The sequence below is a fragment of the Zobellia nedashkovskayae genome (assembly GCF_015330125.1).
GTDB classification, from domain to species: Bacteria; Bacteroidota; Bacteroidia; order Flavobacteriales; family Flavobacteriaceae; genus Zobellia; species Zobellia nedashkovskayae.
Genome location: NZ_JADDXR010000002.1, coordinates 4,648,584 through 4,670,384 on the forward strand (window position 1 = coordinate 4,648,584; position 21,801 = coordinate 4,670,384).

20 protein-coding genes are annotated in these 21,801 nt (G+C 35.7%); 11 read left to right on the plus strand and 9 right to left on the minus strand.

Annotation, left to right across the window (positions count from 1 at the left end):
* Positions 1–9 precede the first annotated feature (9 nt).
* Complete coding sequence (gene carB, locus IWB64_RS19195) at positions 10–2,865, minus strand: carbamoyl-phosphate synthase large subunit (RefSeq protein WP_194535544.1); 2,856 nt, start codon at positions 2,863–2,865, stop codon at positions 10–12.
* A gap of 119 nt (positions 2,866–2,984) precedes the next feature.
* Positions 2,985–3,152, minus strand: coding sequence for a 50S ribosomal protein L34 (rpmH, locus tag IWB64_RS19200; protein WP_072991142.1), 168 nt, complete (start codon positions 3,150–3,152; stop codon positions 2,985–2,987).
* Between the two features lie 185 nt (positions 3,153–3,337).
* Here rpmH and IWB64_RS19205 point away from each other — a divergent pair, with 185 nt between their 5' ends.
* Positions 3,338–4,243, plus strand: a complete 906-nt coding sequence (locus IWB64_RS19205; RefSeq protein WP_194535545.1) for a DUF6263 family protein — start codon at positions 3,338–3,340, stop codon at positions 4,241–4,243.
* Between the two features lie 5 nt (positions 4,244–4,248).
* Positions 4,249–4,764 carry a DUF2892 domain-containing protein gene (locus IWB64_RS19210; protein ID WP_155595807.1) on the plus strand — a complete coding sequence of 172 codons (516 nt, stop codon included), beginning with the start codon at positions 4,249–4,251 and terminating at the stop codon, positions 4,762–4,764.
* Positions 4,765–4,807: 43 nt separating this feature from the next.
* Here IWB64_RS19210 and cls read toward each other — a convergent pair whose 3' ends face one another.
* The 3 genes from cls to IWB64_RS19225 all read right to left on the minus strand — a co-directional run bounded on the left by cls (position 4,808) and on the right by IWB64_RS19225 (position 8,219).
* On the minus strand, positions 4,808–6,280 hold the full coding sequence (cls, locus tag IWB64_RS19215) for a cardiolipin synthase (protein WP_194535546.1): 1,473 nt from the start codon (positions 6,278–6,280) through the stop codon (positions 4,808–4,810).
* Between the two features lie 124 nt (positions 6,281–6,404).
* Positions 6,405–7,370 carry a lytic transglycosylase domain-containing protein gene (locus IWB64_RS19220; RefSeq protein WP_194535547.1) on the minus strand — a complete coding sequence of 322 codons (966 nt, stop codon included), beginning with the start codon at positions 7,368–7,370 and terminating at the stop codon, positions 6,405–6,407.
* Between the two features lie 186 nt (positions 7,371–7,556).
* Positions 7,557–8,219 carry an alpha/beta hydrolase gene (locus tag IWB64_RS19225; protein WP_194535548.1) on the minus strand — a complete coding sequence of 221 codons (663 nt, stop codon included), beginning with the start codon at positions 8,217–8,219 and terminating at the stop codon, positions 7,557–7,559.
* Between the two features lie 169 nt (positions 8,220–8,388).
* Between IWB64_RS19225 and IWB64_RS19230 the strand changes: the two genes are divergently transcribed.
* Complete coding sequence (locus IWB64_RS19230; RefSeq protein WP_194535549.1) at positions 8,389–8,682, plus strand: GNAT family N-acetyltransferase; 294 nt, start codon at positions 8,389–8,391, stop codon at positions 8,680–8,682.
* 57 nt (positions 8,683–8,739) lie between these two features.
* On the opposite strand, the gene mtaB is transcribed toward IWB64_RS19230, so the two are convergent.
* Positions 8,740–10,068, minus strand: coding sequence for a tRNA (N(6)-L-threonylcarbamoyladenosine(37)-C(2))-methylthiotransferase MtaB (gene mtaB, locus IWB64_RS19235; RefSeq protein WP_194535550.1), 1,329 nt, complete (start codon positions 10,066–10,068; stop codon positions 8,740–8,742).
* A gap of 238 nt (positions 10,069–10,306) precedes the next feature.
* Here mtaB and IWB64_RS19240 point away from each other — a divergent pair, with 238 nt between their 5' ends.
* The gene (locus tag IWB64_RS19240) at positions 10,307–12,025 is read left to right on the plus strand and encodes a hypothetical protein (protein ID WP_194535551.1); all 1,719 of its coding nucleotides are present in this window, start codon (positions 10,307–10,309) and stop codon (positions 12,023–12,025) included.
* 11 nt (positions 12,026–12,036) lie between these two features.
* Here the strand turns inward: IWB64_RS19240 and IWB64_RS19245 are convergent, their stop codons facing one another.
* Positions 12,037–13,212: a GlmU family protein gene (locus IWB64_RS19245; RefSeq protein WP_194535552.1), complete on the minus strand. Its 1,176-nt coding sequence runs from the start codon at positions 13,210–13,212 to the stop codon at positions 12,037–12,039.
* A 136-nt stretch (positions 13,213–13,348) separates the two neighbouring features.
* Positions 13,349–13,657 carry a type B 50S ribosomal protein L31 gene (locus IWB64_RS19250; protein ID WP_194535553.1) on the minus strand — a complete coding sequence of 103 codons (309 nt, stop codon included), beginning with the start codon at positions 13,655–13,657 and terminating at the stop codon, positions 13,349–13,351.
* A gap of 181 nt (positions 13,658–13,838) precedes the next feature.
* On the opposite strand from IWB64_RS19250, the gene IWB64_RS19255 reads away from it, so the two are divergent.
* The 7 genes from IWB64_RS19255 to IWB64_RS19285 all read left to right on the plus strand — a co-directional run bounded on the left by IWB64_RS19255 (position 13,839) and on the right by IWB64_RS19285 (position 20,701).
* The gene (locus IWB64_RS19255; RefSeq protein ID WP_194535554.1) at positions 13,839–14,360 is read left to right on the plus strand and encodes a DUF4199 domain-containing protein; all 522 of its coding nucleotides are present in this window, start codon (positions 13,839–13,841) and stop codon (positions 14,358–14,360) included.
* 200 nt (positions 14,361–14,560) lie between these two features.
* Entirely contained in the window at positions 14,561–15,535 is a 975-nt protein-coding gene (locus IWB64_RS19260; protein ID WP_194535555.1) for a glycosyltransferase family 2 protein, read from the plus strand.
* Positions 15,536–15,574: 39 nt separating this feature from the next.
* Complete coding sequence (locus IWB64_RS19265; RefSeq protein ID WP_194535556.1) at positions 15,575–17,284, plus strand: phospho-sugar mutase; 1,710 nt, start codon at positions 15,575–15,577, stop codon at positions 17,282–17,284.
* Positions 17,284–19,110, plus strand: coding sequence for an ABC transporter ATP-binding protein (locus IWB64_RS19270; RefSeq protein ID WP_194535557.1), 1,827 nt, complete (start codon positions 17,284–17,286; stop codon positions 19,108–19,110). Before IWB64_RS19265 ends, IWB64_RS19270 begins: the two co-directional genes overlap by 1 nt.
* Positions 19,111–19,168: 58 nt before the next feature.
* Complete coding sequence (locus IWB64_RS19275; protein WP_194535558.1) at positions 19,169–19,723, plus strand: RNA polymerase sigma factor; 555 nt, start codon at positions 19,169–19,171, stop codon at positions 19,721–19,723.
* Between the two features lie 11 nt (positions 19,724–19,734).
* Entirely contained in the window at positions 19,735–20,250 is a 516-nt protein-coding gene (locus IWB64_RS19280) for a hypothetical protein (protein ID WP_194535559.1), read from the plus strand.
* Positions 20,243–20,701, plus strand: coding sequence for a hypothetical protein (locus IWB64_RS19285; protein ID WP_194535560.1), 459 nt, complete (start codon positions 20,243–20,245; stop codon positions 20,699–20,701). The genes IWB64_RS19280 and IWB64_RS19285 overlap by 8 nt, the downstream gene beginning before the upstream one ends.
* Before the next feature lie 19 nt (positions 20,702–20,720).
* Here the strand turns inward: IWB64_RS19285 and IWB64_RS19290 are convergent, their stop codons facing one another.
* Positions 20,721–21,749, minus strand: a complete 1,029-nt coding sequence (locus IWB64_RS19290) for a WD40/YVTN/BNR-like repeat-containing protein (protein ID WP_194535561.1) — start codon at positions 21,747–21,749, stop codon at positions 20,721–20,723.
* Positions 21,750–21,801: the final 52 nt, after the last annotated feature.

Genomic DNA, 21,801 nt, shown 5'->3' on the forward strand with positions numbered 1-21,801 from the left:
TAGTATTTATTACTTACTCAAGTACATTTTTCTACGGCCGTAAAGCTCATAGAACTGATCGTCTTTCAAACTATCTATAAAAAGAATACTCTCTCCCGTACTTTTCATTTCAGGACCTAAGTTTTTATTTACGTTAGGGAATTTATTAAAAGAGAAAACTGGTTGTTTAATCGCAAAACCTTCCAATTGCGGATTGAAATTAAAGTCTTTCACTTTCTTTTCACCTAACATCACCTTCGTAGCGTAATTCACGTAAGGCTCTTTATATGCCTTTGCAATAAACGGTACGGTTCTAGAGGCTCTTGGGTTAGCTTCTATGATATAGACCATGTCATCTTTTATGGCAAACTGAATATTAATCAGACCAACTGTATTCAACGCTAAAGCAATTTTCTTTGTATGATCCTTTATCTGCTGCATAACAAACTCACCAAGATTAAACGGTGGCAAGGTTGCATTAGAATCTCCTGAGTGAATCCCACAAGGCTCAATATGCTCCATTATACCAATAATGTAAACATCTTCGCCATCACAAATTGCATCGGCTTCTGCCTCAATTGCGCCATCTAAATAATGATCTAAAAGTAATTTGTTATTCGGTATTTTTCTAAGAAGGTCTACAACATGCGATTCTAACTCTTCTTTATTGATTACAATCTTCATTCCCTGCCCTCCTAATACATAGGATGGTCTTACTAATAAAGGAAAGTCTAATTGATCTGCAAGCGCTAAAGCCTCATCTGCCGTTTCCGCAATTCCATATTGTGGAAAAGGTATGTTATTTTCTTTTAGCATTTCAGAGAAACTACCTCTGTCTTCGGCTAAATCCAATGCCTCAAAACTAGTACCTATAATTTTGATTCCGTATTTAGAAAGTTTTTCTGCTAATTTTAAAGCAGTCTGTCCACCTAACTGTACAATAACACCTTCGGGTTTTTCATGCCTGATGATATCATAAATGTGTTCCCAAAAAACAGGTTCAAAATAAAGTTTGTCCGCTGTATCAAAATCGGTTGAAACCGTTTCAGGGTTACAGTTGATCATAATGGTTTCATAACCACATTCTGCAGCAGCCAATACACCGTGTACGCAACAGTAATCAAACTCAATTCCTTGCCCAATCCTATTTGGACCAGAACCAAGAACTACAATCTTCTTACGGTCAGTAACAATACTATCATTCTCTACATAACGGGTTCCATCTGCCTTTTCTATTTCTGCTTCAAAAGTAGAATAGTAGTATGGCGTCATTGCCTTAAACTCGGCTGCACAGGTATCTACCAACTTGTAGACCCTATTGATATTCATTTCTTCCGTACGTTTCTTATGCACTTCGCTCTCGTAACAATCTAGCATGTGAGCTATCTGTCTATCCGCAAAACCTTTTTGCTTAGCTTCCAACATCAATTCCTTGGTAAGCGTTGCAATAGTATACGTAGAGATTTCTTTTTCTAATAAATGAAGTTCTTCATATTGTTTCAAGAACCACATATCAATTTTTGTAATCTCATGAATTCTAGACAACGGAATACCTAGTTGAATAGCATCGTAGATTACAAAAACTCTATCCCAACTTGGGACGGTTAATTTTTGAATGATTTGATCGTAGTTGGTATAGCCTTTTCCATCTGCACCCAATCCGTTTCTTTTTATTTCCAGAGACTGAGTTGCTTTGTGCAATGCCTCTTGGAACGAACGTCCAATACCCATTACTTCTCCAACAGATTTCATCTGAAGTCCTAAAGTACGGTCAGAACCTTCAAATTTATCAAAATTCCAACGTGGTATTTTTACGATTACATAATCTAAAGTCGGTTCAAATAAAGCGGACGTAGATTTTGTAATTTGATTATCTAATTCATTTAAATGATACCCGATAGCTAATTTTGTAGCAATTTTTGCAATAGGATACCCGGTTGCTTTTGATGCTAAAGCGGAAGAACGAGAAACCCTTGGGTTAATCTCAATTGCAATAATATCTTCTTCATCATCAGGACTAACTGCGAACTGCACGTTACATCCTCCGGCAAAATCACCAATACTACGCATCATATGAATTGCCATATCACGCATTTTCTGGTAGGTTCTATCGGATAAAGTCATTGCTGGCGCAACGGTTATAGAATCTCCGGTATGAATACCCATCGGATCCATATTTTCTATCGCACATATAATAACTACGTTATCATTATCATCCCGTAATAACTCTAATTCATATTCTTTCCAGCCTAATAAGGCTTTATCAATCATTACTTCATGGATAGGAGAAATTTCTAATCCACGACTTAATAATTCATCAAAGTCTTCTGCTTTATATACTATGGCAGCTCCAGCACCACCTAAAGTATATGACGCTCTAATTACCAATGGAAAGCCAAATTCCTGAGCTATTTCTTTTCCTTTTAAGAATGATGTAGCCGTTGCCTGCGGTGCCATGCCAACACCAATTTTAAGCATTAACTCACGAAATTGCTCACGATCCTCGGTAATATTTATGGCATCAATATCAACACCTATAAGATCTACTCCAAAATCTTTCCAAATTCCCTTTTCATCAGCCTCAATACATAGATTAAGAGCGGTCTGGCCACCCATAGTTGGTAGCACTGCATCAATTTGAGGGTGTTCCTTTAGTATTTCAATTATTGACTTGGTAGTCAACGGTTTCAAATACACATGATCAGCCATTGAAGGATCCGTCATAATAGTAGCCGGATTACTATTTATCAATATAGTCTCAATACCATCTTCACGTAATGAACGTAATGACTGTGAACCTGCATAATCAAATTCACAAGCTTGACCTATAACAATGGGACCGGAACCGATCAGTAGTATGGATTTTAAATCTTTTCTTTTTGGCATTCGTTGTGTTCTTTAAAACTTTGGCTATAATTTGTTACAAATATCAATACAAATCTGACATAAAAAAAGGTGTTACTTATAAAAAGTAACACCTATATATTTCTTAAAAAATAAAATCATTATTTCTTATGTCTCGGTTCAGAGGATACAGAAAGTTTTTTTCTTCCTTTAGCTCTTCTACGAGCTAAAACTTTTCTTCCGTTTACGGACGCCATACGCTCCCTAAATCCGTGTTTATTTCTTCTCTTTCTCTTTGAAGGCTGATATGTTCTTTTCTGTCCGGGCATTGTATTATCCTTTTCTTTGTGTGATAAGAGTTAGCGAAACCGCTCGCTAAAACTGGGCGCAAATATACAAAGACTTTTGGCTTTGCCAAATACATTTGTAAAAATATTTTTATTGAATGCCTGCCGCCTAGCGATTGGTTTTTATTACTTTTGCCAAAATCGGATTATAGCAACAGAATCAATATATGAGAAACATTTTGGGCATTGTTTTTATTGTTCTTTCAAGTACCGTTTCTTTAGCTCAGACACAACTTGAATACAAATTAGAGAAAAACGCCATCTTCACCGTAAAGCAAAACGCCGAGCAAACCATTACACAAGAACTAGATGGGGCATCTCATATTCTGACCAACAAAATTAATGGTATTCTAGAGTTCAAGGTACTGGAAGTAAGAGATACCACATATAAGATAGCTTTAGAATTTAAAGATCTTAATTTAAATATGTCTTCTAGTATACAAGGGGAACTGATGGATGTGCATGCTCAGGAGGTAGACGAAAGCAATATGCAATCGCAAATTTTTAATAGCCTTCTAAACCACCCGGTAAATATTATACTAGCCAAAACAGGTGATATTCTTGAAGTAAAAGGTGGCGACAATCTTGTGACTAAAATGGCTGCTGCATCTGGCCTTGAAGACCAATTTTCTTTGAATATGATGAAAAAATCTTTGGAAAAAGAATTTGGTTCGGAGGCGCTTTCTAATAGTTACAAGCAAATGACCTTTATATATCCTTCTAAAAAAGTAAAATTAGAGGATACATGGAAAAATCAATATTCAGGCAAATTGCAAGCCAATAACACTTGGACGCTAAAAGCAATTTCGACCGACACTATAAATGTTACCGGAACAGCAGATGTTATAATGGATGTTACCGAAGCTGCAACAGCAATGCACCTTAAAGGTACACAGAAGACAAATATTACTACTAGTACCATTACAGGCTTTATAAAGAAAATGACCGTAGAGGGTATTTCTAAAGGGTCTTCTAGCATGGCTCAAATGCAAGACCAAGAAATACCCACAACTATAGCGTCTTTTACATCATACGAACTCATTCCTAATTTAAACGAACCGATCAATAATTAATACACATGTTCAACAAAAATCTTAAACTGGTCATAGCAGGACTCATCATAGCATATGCCATATATCAATTTATAGAAGGGAATATTGGCAACGGAATTGCCCTAATTCTTTTATCGTCTATTTTTATATTTCTTTATTTTAGAAACGAAATTATTCTGTTAGCTTTTCTTCGCATGAGAAAGCAAGATTTAGAAGGTACTCAAAAGTGGCTTGATAAAATAAAAAACCCAGAGGCTGCATTGGTTACTAAACAGCAAGGGTACTTTAATTACCTGCACGGTATTATACTTTCTCAGAAGAACTTAACCCAGGCAGAAAAGTATTTCAAAAAAGCTTTGAAATTAGGCCTTACCATGGATTATGATATAGCCATGGCTAAATTAAGTCTTGCAGGTATTGCCATGCAGAAAAGAAGAAAGAGAGAAGCAACAACTCTTTTGCGAGAAGCTAAAAAGTTAGATAAGAGCAATATGCTTACTGACCAAATAAAAATGATGCAACAACAGATGAAAAAAATCTAGGGGTGCTATTAATATACATCTGTATTTAGAATTTTGTTTAGTACTATAAAAGCGGTGCCCATAGCCTACTAAAGGATTCCTTTAGCTTACGTCTTAAGCCACGGTTTTGCCATCTTTCTAACTCAACTTCTTCGCATTCCTTTAGGTCATCTAAGAAAGTGGCCGCAAGCTGAACGTTTATTTCTTTGTTGTATAGCATAGCATTAATTTCAAAGTTGATAGAAAAACTTCTGTAATCTAAATTTGCGGTTCCTACAGTTGAGAACAGATCATCTATAACCATGGTTTTGGCATGAACAAAGCCCTTAGTATACCTATAGATTTTAATGCCTGACTCTAAGCAGTATTCAATATAAGAGTCACCAGCATACTGTGCTGCCCAGGAATCAGATTCATAAGGAACAATTACCCTAACATCAATTCCACTTCTGGCAGCGGTAGCTAAGGCTGTTAAAATGGCATCATTAGGCATGAAGTAAGGCGACGTAATATAAATGCGCTCCTTTGCAGAACTAATGGCGCAAAAAATAGCTTCCATAATATTGGCCCAATCCGTATCTGGCCCGCTGGCCGCAATCTGTACAGCAACGGGTTGTTTAGTTTCCGGTTTGCTTTTTGGAAAAAATGATTTCTCTATTTCAACTTCGTTATGAGAGGCAAAGTTCCAATTCAATAAAAAAGACGATTGTAATGAACCCACTGCCGCTCCTTGAAGCCTTAGATGTGTATCTCTCCAATATCGTGGATTATCATATGAGTTATCATAACGTTTGGCCATATTTATACCGCCTACATAACCAACCTTCCCATCTATGACCACAATCTTCCTATGGTCTCTATAATTTAGCTTACCCGTAGAATTTGAAAAAATAACAGGCATAAACGCGTAATGTTCAATTCCTGACTTGGTCATATTTCTTTTTACACTCCTTGCTATCTTACTCCCTACATCATCATATACCAATCTAACTTTAACACCAGCCTTGGCTTTTTCCATGAGGATTTCAATAATCTTATTGCCAAGTTCATCACTAAAAAGAACAAAATATTCTATATGAATATGACTCTCGGCATTTCTAAGGTCTTCAAACAAGCGCTTGAATTTTTCTTCCCCGTTAATTAAAATCTCAACATTATTATCAAAAGTAAGAACCGCTTTCTCATTGTTCTTCAGTAACTTATATACTTTAAAAATACCCTCGCCATAAGTTTCTTCAAAATCTTCCTTTTCGTCACAATCCAATTTAAAATTGGATCGCCATTCCATTATTTTCTTATTATCAATAAAATATTTTTTCTCAAAAATTTTAGATTTCCTATAATCTTGTCCAAATAGATAATAAACAATCAACCCTAAAAACGGCAATACGGCAAGAGCAAAAAGAAAAGAAAGTGTCTTTACAGGGTTTTTATTCTTTAAGAGTATGAAAAAGGAAAGCACAATAACAAGCCCATAATTAATTGTAAGAAGAATTAACCAGAGATTATCATTAAAAATTTGTAGTGCGGTCTCCATCTTTGTGGTTGCGGAATAAACCCTTAGATCATTCTAAGCGTACTAGCATTAAAGATGGGAAATAAAGTGCAGAAAATTGGCCTCAATGCGAAATTAATATAGCGCATTGAGGCTTTTAAATTAACTATTTGCCAATTTTATAATATCCTTTATTAGGGATTTCAATAATATATTTTTTACGCGAACTGTTGTTTAAGTGCGCCTCTCTAAGCCACGGATTGTGCCTTTTCAATATTTTATAATTGATTTCGTACTGTTGTGCGTAATCTGCAAAACTAAATACGGGCTCATCTAACTCTACTTTAAATGTAGGTACCGCTTGGTACAAATCTTCTTTATCAATATCAAAACCGTACTTTTCTGGGTGGCTCAATATTTCTTTTATAGCCATAATACGGAATACATATCTACCCGTCTCTTGCCCTAAAAGAAGATCGTAGTAATTACTTACTTGCTGAATGCCTAAATACTTATTAATAGCACCTGCACCTGCATTGTATGAAGCAGCAGTCAAAGTCCAACTACCATACTTTTTATAATTTCTGTTTAAATAATCACAAGCTACCTCAGTAGCCTTTTCTAAATTATAACGCTCGTCAACGTTCCCGTTTACCTCTAAACCATGCTCTTGACCAGTAGCTTTCATTATTTGCCAAAAACCAGCAGCACCCGCATGTGATTTCACATTCTGAAGTCCACTTTCTGCAACAGCTAAATATTTAAAATCATCTGGAATACCATTCTTTGCTAAAATAGGCTCTATAATAGGAAAATACATATTGGCCCTTTTTATTAATAGGACAGCATTTGACTGCCAATACGTATTAACCAAGAATTCGCGGTCTATACGTTCCATAACCTCTGGATCATCCTGAGGGACTACCTCACTAGCAAAATTTAAATCCTCAGGTATCTCAATAGCAGAAATACGATACCCTTCGGCAACACTTTTATCCACCTCTTTTGCTTCATTTTCAGCATAATCAGCATCACCTTCAGCAGGCTCCGCATTGTTCTGTACGGCAAATATCAAAGTGCTTACGACAAAAAAGACGCCCAAAAGCATCAATACATTCTTTAAAATCTTCATTTTTTGGTATTGTACGGTTTATTCAAAGTTAATAAACTCTTTTCTATTTTTTCTACCTGGAACACACTCATATTCAACACTGACTTCAATTAATCAAAAAGCCAGATTTAATTGCCTTTATTCAAAAACAGGCGTCATATATGTGATTAGTGCAAAGGGGGAAACGAGTCTATTAATACAACTCATTTATTGCAAAATAATTGTAGGCAAATGCTCGTTAAACCATCTTGCCCTATGAATAATCATGGTGTGTGTACCGTTTTTAACAGTAATGCAGTCTTTAATGTTATCTATAGGAAAAACAACATCTTTTTCACCGTGAATATGAACAAGCCCAGGAATTGCTTCAACTTGTTTCCAATTAACAATCTGATCAATAGACCAATCTATGTAGTATTTATCCCTAATGGAGAGGAATTCTTCATAAAGTGCCAGACGCTTATTTACGTTTTCGCCAAAAGCATATTTTGTTAAAAGTTCCATATTGTTTACTATACCAGTTGGTAAAAGCTTGTGAACATTAGTGTATTTGGCAAATATCATACGCTTGGGTAGCTCGGATGCGTTTTTAACGCTTGAGACAACTATAATTTTCCGAAATGATTTAAACCTAGCCATCTCTTGAACCAACATACCACCAAACGAAACCCCTAGTAAAACTGCATTTTCATGATGAATATTTTCATTCATTTTTTTAGCATATGCTTCCAAACACATATTTTTCTCTGGTATGAACCACTCCAAAAGATGCTGTTCAAATTTGTCCTCAGGTAGTGCAATATTTTTAAATATTGAAGGGTTGGCTGCCATTCCTGGCATAAAATATATATGAATCTTAGAATCGTTCATTATGACAACGCATAGGAATTGTTAGGAAATTAACATTATTTTCACTACTTTTGCTATCGACTTTGGGGGATTTCCATAGTTTATACAAATATGAGCAAAAGTATACAAAATTACGATTTGAGAACACCGTGATTTTCTTACCTCTTGCCGTCATCTAAAATCAAACTATATGAATGAAGTAGAAATTATTGACAACACTTTCTTGCGTCAATTCGAAACTACGGTTGAAGGCATCTTAGCCAAAATCGAGTATTCTTCGCAAGAACGTAAAGTATTTCTAACAAAATTAGTAGTGCCTGAGGAAATCACAAGAGAGGGTTTCAAAGAAGATTTTATTAAGTCGGTTCTTCACCGCATTCAGGAGCAGAATCTTAGAGTAGTCCCTACGAGTCCACAAATTGCCGGTTTTTTACGTAAAAACAGACAATACAAAGAAATGTTGCCCGTAGGCATAAGAATCTAAAGTATTTCAAAGTTTTTTTTGAAGATGAATCCCGCAACTAGCGGGATTTTTTTTGTCCTAAACCTTGGTGGTGCTTTTTTCGAAATCAAAACGAACAAGGCCGTCCTCATCTATTTCCGTAAGAGATACATTATGTAAGGTATTGACCAATTCTGGGTTCCATGGTGACTTTACTTTTACATAATTACTGGTAAACCCGTGAATATAACCTTCTTTGTTCTCGCCCTCAAAGAGCACTTGGTGGGTTTTGGCTAATTGACTTTCGTAAAAAGCACGTCGTTTTTTAACAGAAAGCCCGCGAAGCATCTTACTGCGTTTACTTCTTACTTGCTTAGACACCACACCATCCATTTCTGCTGCAGCCGTATTATCTCGCTCCGAATACGTAAAAACATGCAAATAGGAGATATCTAGTTCATTAAGAAAATGATAGGTTTCTAAAAAGTGCTCATCCGTTTCTCCTGGAAAACCAACAATAACATCAACGCCTATACAGGCATGAGGCATGGTTTCTTTAATTTTATTGACTCTATCTGTATACAAAGCGCTCATATATCTCCGGCGCATCAATTTTAAAATTTCATCACTACCACTCTGTAGTGGAATGTGAAAATGCGGTACGAATGAACTACTCTGAGAAACAAAATCTATGGTTTCATTCTTCAAGAGATTTGGCTCTATGGATGATATGCGTAAACGGTGGATACCCTCTACCCTATCTAGAGCCTTTACCAAGTCTAGAAATGTATGTTCATGTGTCTTATTTCCAAATTCACCCTTTCCATAGTCGCCTATATTCACACCGGTCAATACAATCTCTTTAATACCCTTTGCAGATATTTCAGAAGCATTATTTAATACATTCTGCAATGTATCACTCCGTGAAATACCTCTGGCCAAAGGAATGGTGCAGTACGTACACTTATAATCACATCCGTCTTGAACCTTAAGAAAAGCGCGTGTACGGTCTCCTATGGCGTAGCTACCCACGTAAAAATCTGCTTCTTCTATCTCACAGGAATGCACTTCACCAAAATCGTTTTTAGTAAGGTCGTTTATATAATCTCCGATCTTAAATTTCTCTGTAGCACCTAAAACCAAATCCACCCCATCTACGGCAGCCAATTCTTCTGGCTTTAATTGTGCATAGCAGCCAATTGCGGCCACAAAAGCTTCAGGATTTATTTTCTGAGCCTGTTTTACTATCGTTTTAAATCTCTTATCTGCATTTTCTGTTACCGAACACGTATTAATAACATACATATCTGCATGTTCCGAAAAATCTACCCGGTCAAAACCATCTTCTTGAAAACCTCTTGCAATGGTAGAAGTTTCAGAAAAATTGAGTTTACAACCCAGTGTATAGAAGGCAACTTTCTTTTTCATGTTCTGATCTCTTTGCGCTTTCTTATTCAATTTACCCCATTTTTTTTACGAGAATGCAAATATACAAACTTGTAACAAGCTCATTGCAAATATGAACGGTATCAATTTATTAACCCATTAAAAAACATGTCTTTGCCTAATGCTCTTAATCTAATATTCTATATTTGGGCGAAAATAAAACACTTGCTCATAAGCTCTTTATAAGCGATTTCACTATTAACACTAGAAACCAATTACTGTGATTTATATTTCTAACCGTCTTTCTTCTTATTACTTGCGCATCATCCTTATTTTTCTAATTTTCTCCTTTAAGGCAACACTCGCCCAAGAAACTGGTCTAGATCAAAAAGTAACAACTATTCAAGAGCTATTAAGCTCGGTAGAAGCAAATAAATTAACTTTTGACCAAGAGTTTAAAACGGTATCACCCGGTTACTATGATTATACTATTTCCGAAATAAATAGTAAAGGAAATGAAGAGTCTACCACTTATTCTTTTGCTCTTGCAGATATCGATAAAAATTCCGTAAGATACTTTACAAAAAAAGATGTTATTCTTGTTGAATTGGCTGTTAAAGGGAAACAAAAACTAATAAAAAAACTTTCTGATGAAGGCGGAAAAATAGCTTACATCACTAGCTTTACCATGTATGGCCTAAATGCAGATAATGGTCGTGACCTAGAATCCGCTATTGAAAATAGTATACCCGAAGCTATTGAAGTTAATAAAAATTTATTGGTTTTAGATTCTTATAAAGACCACTTACAATGGTTGGAAAAAAACATCGGTAATGTAGATTTACCAAAACACCAAATAACACAACAATTAAGCAAAGATTTGGAAAAATCCGGAGTTGTAGTGCTAAACCAAACGGTAGATTCAAAGAATGAGCGTTTTGAATTCAACCTATCATTGCTCAACCCAAATTCAGTAAATTACAAGATTTCTGGTGATGAATTTCTGATTGAAGTAGGTTCAGCAAAAGGTGTTTCAGGTATAACATTCTATAGTGATGAAGTATTAAAGGGCTATACGGATAAGGTTTTTTTCTATGCCAATTCGTTGGCTAACGGCAAAAACATTTATAAAGTTCTAAAAGAAATAATTCCACTAGCAACAACAGAATTTGATACGTCTAAACCAGATTTTAACACGGTTAATAGCGCCTTAGATTATTTGAACAACCATATTGACGACATTCAATCAGATGGACGAACAACGGCGCAAAAGCTGACGTTAGAAGATTATATGGCCACGTTTTCACTTAAAGAAACAATCTCCGATAAAAACGAAGAACACCTCTACTCTTTTAACTTAACGGATATTAACCAAAACAAAATTAGCTTCAACGATAAAAAAACAAGGTTTTACCTTGTCCTGAATACAAATAAAGAAGAAAAATATATAGGTCATTCCTTTAATGGAGAAACTGAGAATTATGAAAAAGAAATTCTACTATATTTTAATTCATATGATGAAGCATATGTTAGCAAAGAAGCGTTACAGTTTTTAGTTGTACATTTTAAAGATCAAATAACAGAAACTAATGAATCTTTTGAAATAGGTTTAGAAGATGCCTTATCCCAGCTCAGTAGCGAAATAAAACCTGTTCAGGCAGATAACCTTAGATACGAACAGGAAATTGAACTATTGGAAACAGAAACTAGTACGTTCAAATTCACACAAACCGAATCAAGTGATAAAAAAACTACTGAATATGTTTATGAATTTAGCGCGAAGGACCTGAGCCAAAAAAGCAGTAAAGTTATTGTATCAGGAAAAAGGGTCTGGGCGGAAATTGGAGTCAAATCGGAACAAAAATTGGTAAAAGTCTATAAAGATGGGCAAGTACAAAACTATGAGAACAAAATTGAAATAGAAGCCCTGAACCCGGAGAACGCTAAAGAAATTGTAGCGATTCTAAAGAGGCTAGCAGCATCCAAGAGTAAATTATAGCTTTAATAAACTTAGTAGTTCCGCCACTTTTTAGTTAACTCAAAAACGTGTTCTAAAATACGGGCCTCCTTATCATCAAACTCTACATTTCTTCTAGCCATCATTACTTTAGCTGCCTCAAAAGCTTTAGATGTACTATATGTAGAAAATCCAGAGGCTCCACCCCAACTAAAACTAGGAACAAAATTACGTGGAAAACCGGGAACATAAATATTGCAGTTTACCCCAATTACCGTTCCTGTATTAAACATGGTATTAATAGCAGTTTTACTATGGTCTCCCATCATAAGCCCACAAAACTGCAAGCCGGTCTGTTCAAAACTCTCTGTAGCGTAATTCCATAAACGGACTTTTGCATAATTATTCTTTAGGTTGGAGTTATTAGAATCTGCGCCAATATTACACCACTCCCCTAAAACAGCATTACCTAAATAACCTTCATGCCCCTTACTAGAGTACCCGAAAATTACGGAGTTACTAATCTCACCACATACCTTTCCGTAAGGTCCTATAGTAGTAGCCCCATAAATTTTAGCTCCCATTTTAACAACAGCATTATCACAAAGTGCAAATGCACCACGGATAAGATTACCTTCCCAAACTTCTGAATTTTTACCTAAATAAATAGGGCCATCTGTTGCATTTAAAATACTATGTTCTACCTGTGCACCTTCTTCCATGAAAATTCGCTCAGGATGAATTAAAGTGTTGCTTTTAGGTATAGGCTGGCTTTTTCTTCCCTCGGTTATAAAATCGAAATCGGCTTGTAATGCCTCCCCATTTTTAGAGAAAATATCCCAGGTGTTAACTATTTGGATTAAATCTTCTTCAAATTCAATTTGCTTATACGTATCAAAGTCTACTTCTTCTTGACTTTCATTGGTAAAAAAAGCGATGACTTCATCACCTTGAAAAATAGCCTCGTTTTCTTTTAAGTCCTGAACTAAATCTATCAATTTTTGATTCGGTAAAAAAGAGGCATTGATCAGCACATTTTCCTCCATCTCAACCATTGGAAATTTCTCAGATAGATATTCTTCGGTAATGGTTGTTGTGGTATTTCCCAAATACTTTTCCCATTTCTCTCTAATGGTCAATATACCTACTCGTATATCGGCAACTGGCCTTGTAAAAGTAAAGGGTAACAAGTTGTCTCTTACCGTACCGTCAAAAAGAATATAGTTCATGGCTGGTTATTTTTTTACTAAAATAGGTATTCTGCTTTTCTAATCCGTCCGGTCAATAGTGCAAATATTGGCCATGTTATAAACTAAAAAAGCCTCCGACAATTGTGGAGGCTTTGTAAATATCTTGTAAAAGAAATTATTTTTCTTCTGTATCAGCTTTATCTTCAGTAGCTGCCGGTGCTGGAGCTGCTGGTTTTTTCTTAAACTTGTCGTATTTGTTCTTGAACTTGTCAATACGTCCTGCAGTATCCAGAAGTTTAGCTTTACCAGTATAAAAAGGGTGAGATGTTCTTGAAATTTCCAATTTTACAACTGGGTATTCAACACCATCAACTTCTAAAGTTTCTTTGGTAACTGCTGTAGATTTAGTTAAAAAAACCTCGTCGTTAGACATGTCTTTAAAAGCTACTAATCTATAATTTTCTGGGTGTATATCTTTCTTCATTATAAATAAAATTTTACGCACCCATTCCAACAGGCACTCATTTTAAGGCTGCAAATTTAATTAATTTTATTTAACCCACAATCTATATTCTAAAAAAAGAAACAAAAAAAAGATATTTTCTTCTGTAACAAAGAAACAAAAACAACCACTAACTTTGAAAACAACCAAAAAGAACAATAAAATGGAAGAAAGTAAAGCTGAAACAGGAAAGTTTGCTTTTAATTACGGCCTGCTTGTAGGTGGTATTGGTATTGCATTTGGCATAATGCTTTATACTATGGACATGCACTATGAACGCGGTCTTGCAGTTCAAGGCACGCAAACATTAATTCTAATTGTTGGTATAGTATTAGGTATCTATCAATTTAAAAAAAGCAATCTAAATTATCTTACGATTTCCGAGGCCTTAAAAGTTGGTGCAGGTGTTGCTCTTATAGCAGGTATTTTAGGTATACTTTATTTTTATGTCTTTTCTAGTTACGTAGAACCTGAATATATGGACAAAATGTATGAGATTGCAAAACAGGAAGCCTTAGTGGACAACCCTAAACTAACCGAAGAAGAGATAGATAAAGGTATTGAAATGCAGAAGTCTTTCTCTTGGATGTCTTATCCAATAATTTTAATCATGAACATTCTTATTGGTCTAGTTGTAGGTGTTATTACCGGTCTAATTCTAAAAAAAGAAAAGCCTGCCTATTAGAGATCTTTTTTGGGATATTTATTATTTATTTTCGGTTAAGGCTCTTAATTTGATAATTATCAATATCTTAACTTATTCGTACAACACAAATAGTAATAATAAGAATTAAGTCCCCAACAAGAAAGAAGCGTTATAGCCGAAAAGTTTAAATGACTTCAGTATCAAAATTGTATTTTTGGTCAGACTTATAGAAACTGTGAATGGATCTGTCCATAATTATACCCTTACTTAACGAAGAAGAATCTTTAAAAGAGCTTCATGATTGGATTGTAACCGTACTACGTTCCAACCACTTTACGTATGAAATTCTTTTTATAGATGATGGCAGTACTGATGATTCTTGGAAAATTATTACAGGTCTTTCTGAATCAAATCCAAATGTAAAAGGATTACGATTTAGAACTAATTTTGGTAAATCTCAAGCGTTACACGCTGGTTTTAAGGCAGCGGAAGGAAACGTAGTTATTACTATGGATGCCGACCTTCAGGATGATCCAGAAGAAATTCCAGAACTGTACCGGTTAATAAAGGAAGATAAGTTCGATTTAGTTTCTGGCTGGAAGAAAAAACGTTTTGATTCCGTTCTTTTCAAGAATATGCCTTCTAAATTATTCAACTGGGCCGCTAGAAGAACTTCAGGCGTAAAGCTGCATGACTTTAATTGCGGATTGAAAGCTTTTGATAAAAAAGTTATCAAAACCATTGAAGTTTCCGGTGAAATGCATCGTTACATTCCCGTTTTGGCAAAAAATGCGGGATACAGTAACATAGGCGAAAAAATTGTTAAGCATCAAGCCCGTAAATATGGTAAGACCAAGTTTGGAATGGAACGTTTTATAAATGGTTTTCTAGATTTGCTCACCATCTGGTTTGTATCTAAATTCGGTCGTCAACCCATGCATTTATTTGGTGCTTTGGGCGTCCTAATGTTCATAATAGGCTTTGGTTTTGCCATTTATTTAGGTGTCGATAAGCTTTTTATCAACCCTTATGGGCGATTAATAACTGACCGCCCACAATTTTTCATTGCGCTTACTGCAATGATTTTAGGGACTCAATTATTTTTAGCTGGATTTTTAGGGGAAATTTTAATAAGATCACGAAAAAACGAAACACGTTATACCATTTCCGAAGAAATAGGCTCAGAGACAAAAGTAAAGCAATATTCTTCGTAATTTTAAACGCTAATAAACACACATAATATAGACACTACTATGGATGCCATTCTAAAAACCGCCAAATCTTGGTTAACTGATTTTTTTGACCCAGAAGTAAGAAAAGAAGTTCAAAACTTAATCGATAACGATACCGATGAACTAAAAGACCGTTTTTACAAACAAATGGAATTTGGTACTGGTGGCATGCGTGGTATTATGGGCGTGGGTACAAATAGAATAAACAAGTATACTTTAGGCAAAAGCACGCAAGGCCTTAGTAATTACATTATAAAAACATACGGTAAAAAGGATTTAAAAGTGGTTATCGCTTTTGATTGCCGTCATAATAGTGACACCTTGGCGAGAACTGTGGCGGAAGTACTTTCTGCCAACGGTATTAAGGTGTATCTATTTTCTGAACTACGTACTACTCCTGAGCTTTCATTTGCCGTTAGACATTTAGAGTGTCATGCAGGTATTGTATTGACTGCTTCTCACAACCCGCCAGAATACAATGGTTACAAAGTATACTGGACAGATGGCGGCCAAATTGTACCACCACAAGATGGCGAAATCATTTCTGAAATTAATTCGCTTTCTTTTGAAGATATCAATTTTGAGGCGAACGACAGTCTTATTGAGATTATAGATAAAGATGTAGATGAAGCTTTTATTGAAGCTTCTGTTGCAAAAGGAAATTTCAATGCTGCCGGTAAAGACGATTTTAAACTCGTTTTCACTTCGCTTCATGGCACATCAATTACAGCTATTCCAGAAGTATTAAAAAGAGCAGGTTATAAAAATGTAACTATAATTGAAGAGCAGGCCAAACCAGATGGAGATTTCCCAACTGTAAAATCACCAAACCCTGAAGAGCCCGAAGCACTTTCTATGGCTGTTACAAAAGCTGAAGAGATAGGTGCTGATATGGTTGTTGGCACGGATCCTGATAGTGACCGTTTAGGTATTGCAGTTCGTAACCTTGACGGAGAAATGGAAATCGTTAATGGTAACCAAGCCATGATTTTGATGACCAAATTTCTTTTGGACCAACAAAAACAAAAAGGATTTAAAGGCAATGAATTCATTGCAACTACAATCGTTTCTACCCCAATGATGGAAGCTATGGCAAAAGCATATGGTGTAGAGTTCAAAACCGCTCTTACAGGTTTTAAATGGATTGGTAAGATGATAAAAGACTTCCCAGAATCAAACTTTATTGGTGGTGGCGAAGAAAGCTTTGGTTATATGGTAGGTGATTTTGTACGTGACAAAGACGCCGTTACCTCTACCCTATTGGCTTGTGAAATTGCAGCTCAGGCAAAGGCCAATGGTAGCTCTTTTTATAACCAATTAATTGACTGTTATGTTGACTATGGTTTCTATAAAGAAAAACTGATTTCCATTACTAAAAAGGGAATGAGCGGTGCCGAGGAAATCAAACAAATGCTAAAAGACTTTAAAGAAAATCCTGTTTCTTCTGTAGCCGGTTCAAAAGTAAAATGGATTGAAGACTACAATACTTCTATTGCCAAAAATGTACTTACAGGTGAAGAAAAAGCAATAGATATTCCAAAATCCAATGTATTGATATACGAAACTGAAGATGGAACCCGAATAGCTGCAAGGCCAAGTGGAACTGAACCTAAGGTAAAATTTTATATCAGTACAAATACGACATTGGATAAAGCAGAAGATTTCAAAAAAGTCTCTAAAGAATTGGATAATAAAATTCAGGATATTCTTAGAGAACTTAATCTCGGTTAATGGAGTATTTCAAAAAAATCCTTCGGTTCGCAAAGCCGTATAAATTATTTGCGATTTTAAATATTGTTTCAAATATTCTCTATGCCTTGTTTTCAACATTGGCAATGATTTCATTGTTTCCGATGTTGACAGTTATGTTCGACAATACTAAGCCGGTATACGAAAAACCGGCTTGGAACGGTCTCTCTGAAGCGAAGGATTATATAATGGAATATCTTAATTTCTTTGTCACCCAAAGAAGTGGACAGGGAGATTCCGGCGATGTACTAATTTTTATGGTGGCCTTGATCATCGGAATGTTTTTCATGAAAAATGTGTTCAATTACTTGGCCATGTATTTCATTACCTACTTACGTAACGGCGTTCTTAAGGATTTGCGTAACGAGCTTTACGATAAGACCGTAGAACTGCCTATTTCCTACTATTCAGAAAAAAGGAAAGGCGATACAATTGCCCGTATAACTTCTGATGTTTTAGAAATACAACATTCCTTTTTATCTATATTGGAGCTCATAGTAAGAGAACCGTTGACTATAATCTTTACTATTGTAGCCATGTTGTCTATAAGTCCAAAGCTCACGTTGTTCGTATTCTTATTTCTTCCTCTTTCGGGATTTTTAATTTCGTTGATAGGAAAATCTTTAAAACGAAAATCGGATAAGGTGCAAAGAGAACAAGGGCACTTTTTATCCATTTTGGAAGAAACTCTAAGCGGCTTACGGGTCATTAAAGCATTTAATGCGGAATCTAGATTTGGCAGAACTTTTCAAACATCTACAAAACGCTTTTATAATTATTCCAACAGTTTGCTCAATAGGCAAAACCTCGCCTCGCCTACTAGCGAATTTTTTGGCATTGCTGCCATTGGAGTAATCCTTTGGTACGGTGGGCAAATGGTGCTTGTAGAAAAAACTTTAGCGCCTGGGCTTTTCATTACCTATATGGGACTTTCGTATCAGATTTTAACACCTGCAAAAGCTATTAGTAAAGCCTCGTACAGTGTTAAAAAAGGAAATGCCGCTGCAGAGCGAGTTATGGAAATTCTTGAAACAGAAAATCCAATTGTGGATAAACCCGATGCCCTAATTAAGGATACTTTTGATAGTGGCGTAGATTTACAAAACATCTCTTTTAAGTATGAAGATGAATATGTACTTAAGAATTTCAATTTAAAAGTTCCCAAAGGCGAAACAGTAGCTCTTGTTGGTCAGTCCGGTAGTGGTAAAAGTACCATTGCCAATCTTGTTACTCGTTTTTACGATGTAAACGAAGGCGAAATATCAATAGATGGGCATAACATTAAAGATATCTCTAAAAAATCATTACGAGGTCTGTTAGGTCTTGTGACCCAAGATTCTATTTTATTTAATGATACGGTAGCGAATAATATTTCCTTAGGCAAAGAAAATGCCTCCAAAGAAGAAATTATAGAAGCTGCTAAAATTGCCAATGCCCACGACTTTATAGCAGAATTACCAAATGGCTATGATACCAATATTGGTGATAGCGGAAACAAGCTTAGTGGTGGTCAAAAACAACGTCTATCTATTGCAAGAGCAGTACTAAAGAATCCTCCTATCATGATACTGGATGAAGCTACCTCCGCTTTAGATACGGAGAGTGAGCGCTTGGTGCAAGATGCTCTTGAAAAAATGATGCGTAATAGAACTTCCATCGTTATTGCCCATAGACTTTCCACCATTCAGAATGCCAATACCATTGTCGTACTTCAAAAAGGCGAGATAGTAGAACAAGGTTCTCACGATGAACTTATCGCAAAGGACGGCGCCTATAAAAAATTAGTGCAAATGCAATCTTTAAGCTAGGTAATTAAACCTTTTCCTAAATTTATAGTCTTAACTATAGAATTTAAGCACAATTCATTTGATTGCAGAGGAAACCTTAGTAAATCAGTTACAGCAAACAGAAACGCAGGCCAGCGCTTTTGGTGTGCTAGTAGAGACCTATAAAGAACGTCTATACTGGCATATTCGTAGAATTGTGTTGAATCACGATGATACGGATGATGTACTACAGAACACATTCATTAAGGTTTACAAAAACATTTCAAATTTTAAAGGTGATAGTAAACTGTATTCCTGGATGTATAGGATAGCAACTAACGAAGCACTCTCCTTTCTTAAAGTCAAATCAAGAATGATGGGGGTTAGCGATAGTGAATTGCAGGACCGTTTAGTTGAAAACCTAGAAGCAGACGTATATTTTGAAGGAGAAGAAATTCAGTTGAAACTACAAAAGGCGATAGCCACTCTGCCTGAAAAACAGAAGTTGGTATTCAACATGAAATATTTTCAAGAGCTTAAATACGAAGAAATTTCAGAGATTCTTGAAACATCGGTTGGAGGGCTAAAAGCCTCTTATCACCTGGCAACCAAGAAGATAGAATCCTATTTAAAAGAACAAAAAGAATATCTTTAGCAGCATAGCATATGAAGCCATTCGATAAAAACAATCCGTTTAAAGCCCCAGAAGGCTATTTTAAAGAGTTTGATAAAAATCTTTTTGAAAAGCTCTCTAATGAAGATTCGGCTATACCCAAAAAAGAAGGTTTTAAGCTTCCTGATGGTTATTTTGATTCTTTAGGTGATGCACTTCAGAAAAAATTAAAAGAAGAACAGCAAAGTAAGGTCATAACATTAAAATCGTATAAAAAATATTATTACGCAGCGGCAACAGCAGCTGCAGCATTGGTAGTAGCGCTGGTATTGAACTTAAACAAAACAAACGAGATTAGTTTTGATGATTTGGCCCAGTCAGATATTGAAAATTACTTTGACCAAAACGAGTTAGACCTTACCAGCTATGAATTAGCAGAGGTAATGCCCATAAGTGAACTTGAAATGACAGATATGTTCGAGAGTAATTTTAGCGAAGAAAACGTGCTAGACTACATTAATGAGAACACAGATTATTTTGACGAATTAAATCTTGAAGACAATGAATAGATTAAAAAAAATACTAGTAACCATGGTGCTTTTACTAGCATCTACGCAATTTTATGCGCAGAGACCACATGATTACGCTAAGATAAAGTCGCTTAAAATAGCTTTTTTAACTGAAAAATTAGACTTAAGCAGCAAAGAGGCACAAGCCTTTTGGCCAATCTACAATGAATACGAAAATAAGCGTGGCGTACTTAGAGATAAAGAACACAAGCAAATTAGAAATAAAGTAGAAGAGTCTGAAACACTTTCAGAAAAAGAGGCTAATGCAATTGTCGAACTATTTTTAGAGTTTGAGCAAGAAGAGGAAGACATAAGAAAGGACTTTATCAAAAAAGCGGCTAAAGTAATCACAGCTAAGAAAACGCTCTTGTTATTGCGTTCTGAAAATGAGTTTAAAAAACAACTTATTAAAAAGTACCACCAAAAACGAGGCGAAAATAAACAAAGATAGACTCTAGAACATTCAAGATTTATTTAAAAACTAGTTTGGCAATCCTATTTTTTCCTGCGGCGTATGCAACGGAATCATTTAAAAAGCGAAGTGTGTAAAACGACTCGTCTGATAATTGCTTCCAAGAAACTCCTCTATCACTTGAGTATGATAGACCTGTAAACCCTATAGCCACAAGACCATTGCCGTTAGAACCAGGTACAAATTGAATACAGCTTTTATATTGTGGATTTTGACCATCCGCCATCAGTTGCCACGTTTTACCACCATTTATAGTTATAGCCTTATTTCCTGTACTAGTATCTGGGTCCTGAAAATCACCGCCAATAACAACTCCCAGATTTTCATCATAAAAATCAATTGAAAAAATACCTTGAGTTTCAACAGAACTCTTTACGGGTGTTTTATAAACTTGCCAAGATTTTCCTTTATCACTTGAAAAATAAATACGGCTCTTATTGGTAGCTATCCATGTCTTGCCTCCCAAAACCTTAATATTCGAATTACTCGCTGCAAACGCGCCTTCGCCCTCTACGCCTTCTGGTAACTGTGCGCACGGCATTTTTTTCCATGTATTACCTCCATCTCTTGTAATCAGAATACTTAAACAACCGTTCATGATATCGCCAACGGCAATACCTTCGGTATCGTTCCAAAATGTCATGGCATCGTAGAAAACACTTTCATCTTCTTCCTTATAGACCAATTGCATACGTCCATTCTCACCTGTTTTATATAACAAGGCCGGGTTGGCTACGGATAGCATAAAAAAATCTGTTGATGTATGGGCAATAGAACGGAATTCAGGAATAGTCGTATGATACTTTTCTATACTCTCCCTTACTTTTCCTGTAGTAATATCTACACTTCCAAATACGCCATTGCTACCTGCGTAGCCCAAACTATTTCCCATAATTTCAATAGCTCTAATGCTCACTGAATCTTCATAAATAATGTCTACTTCAACAGATGTAAAGGGTTCATTTTTTGGTTTTTCGGAGCAGGAGACGAAGAGAATAACAATTAAAAAGGGAAGTAGAAAACGCATACGTACAAAGTTTCTCAAAAATACAGGTAATCCAACGGCAAAACAATACCTT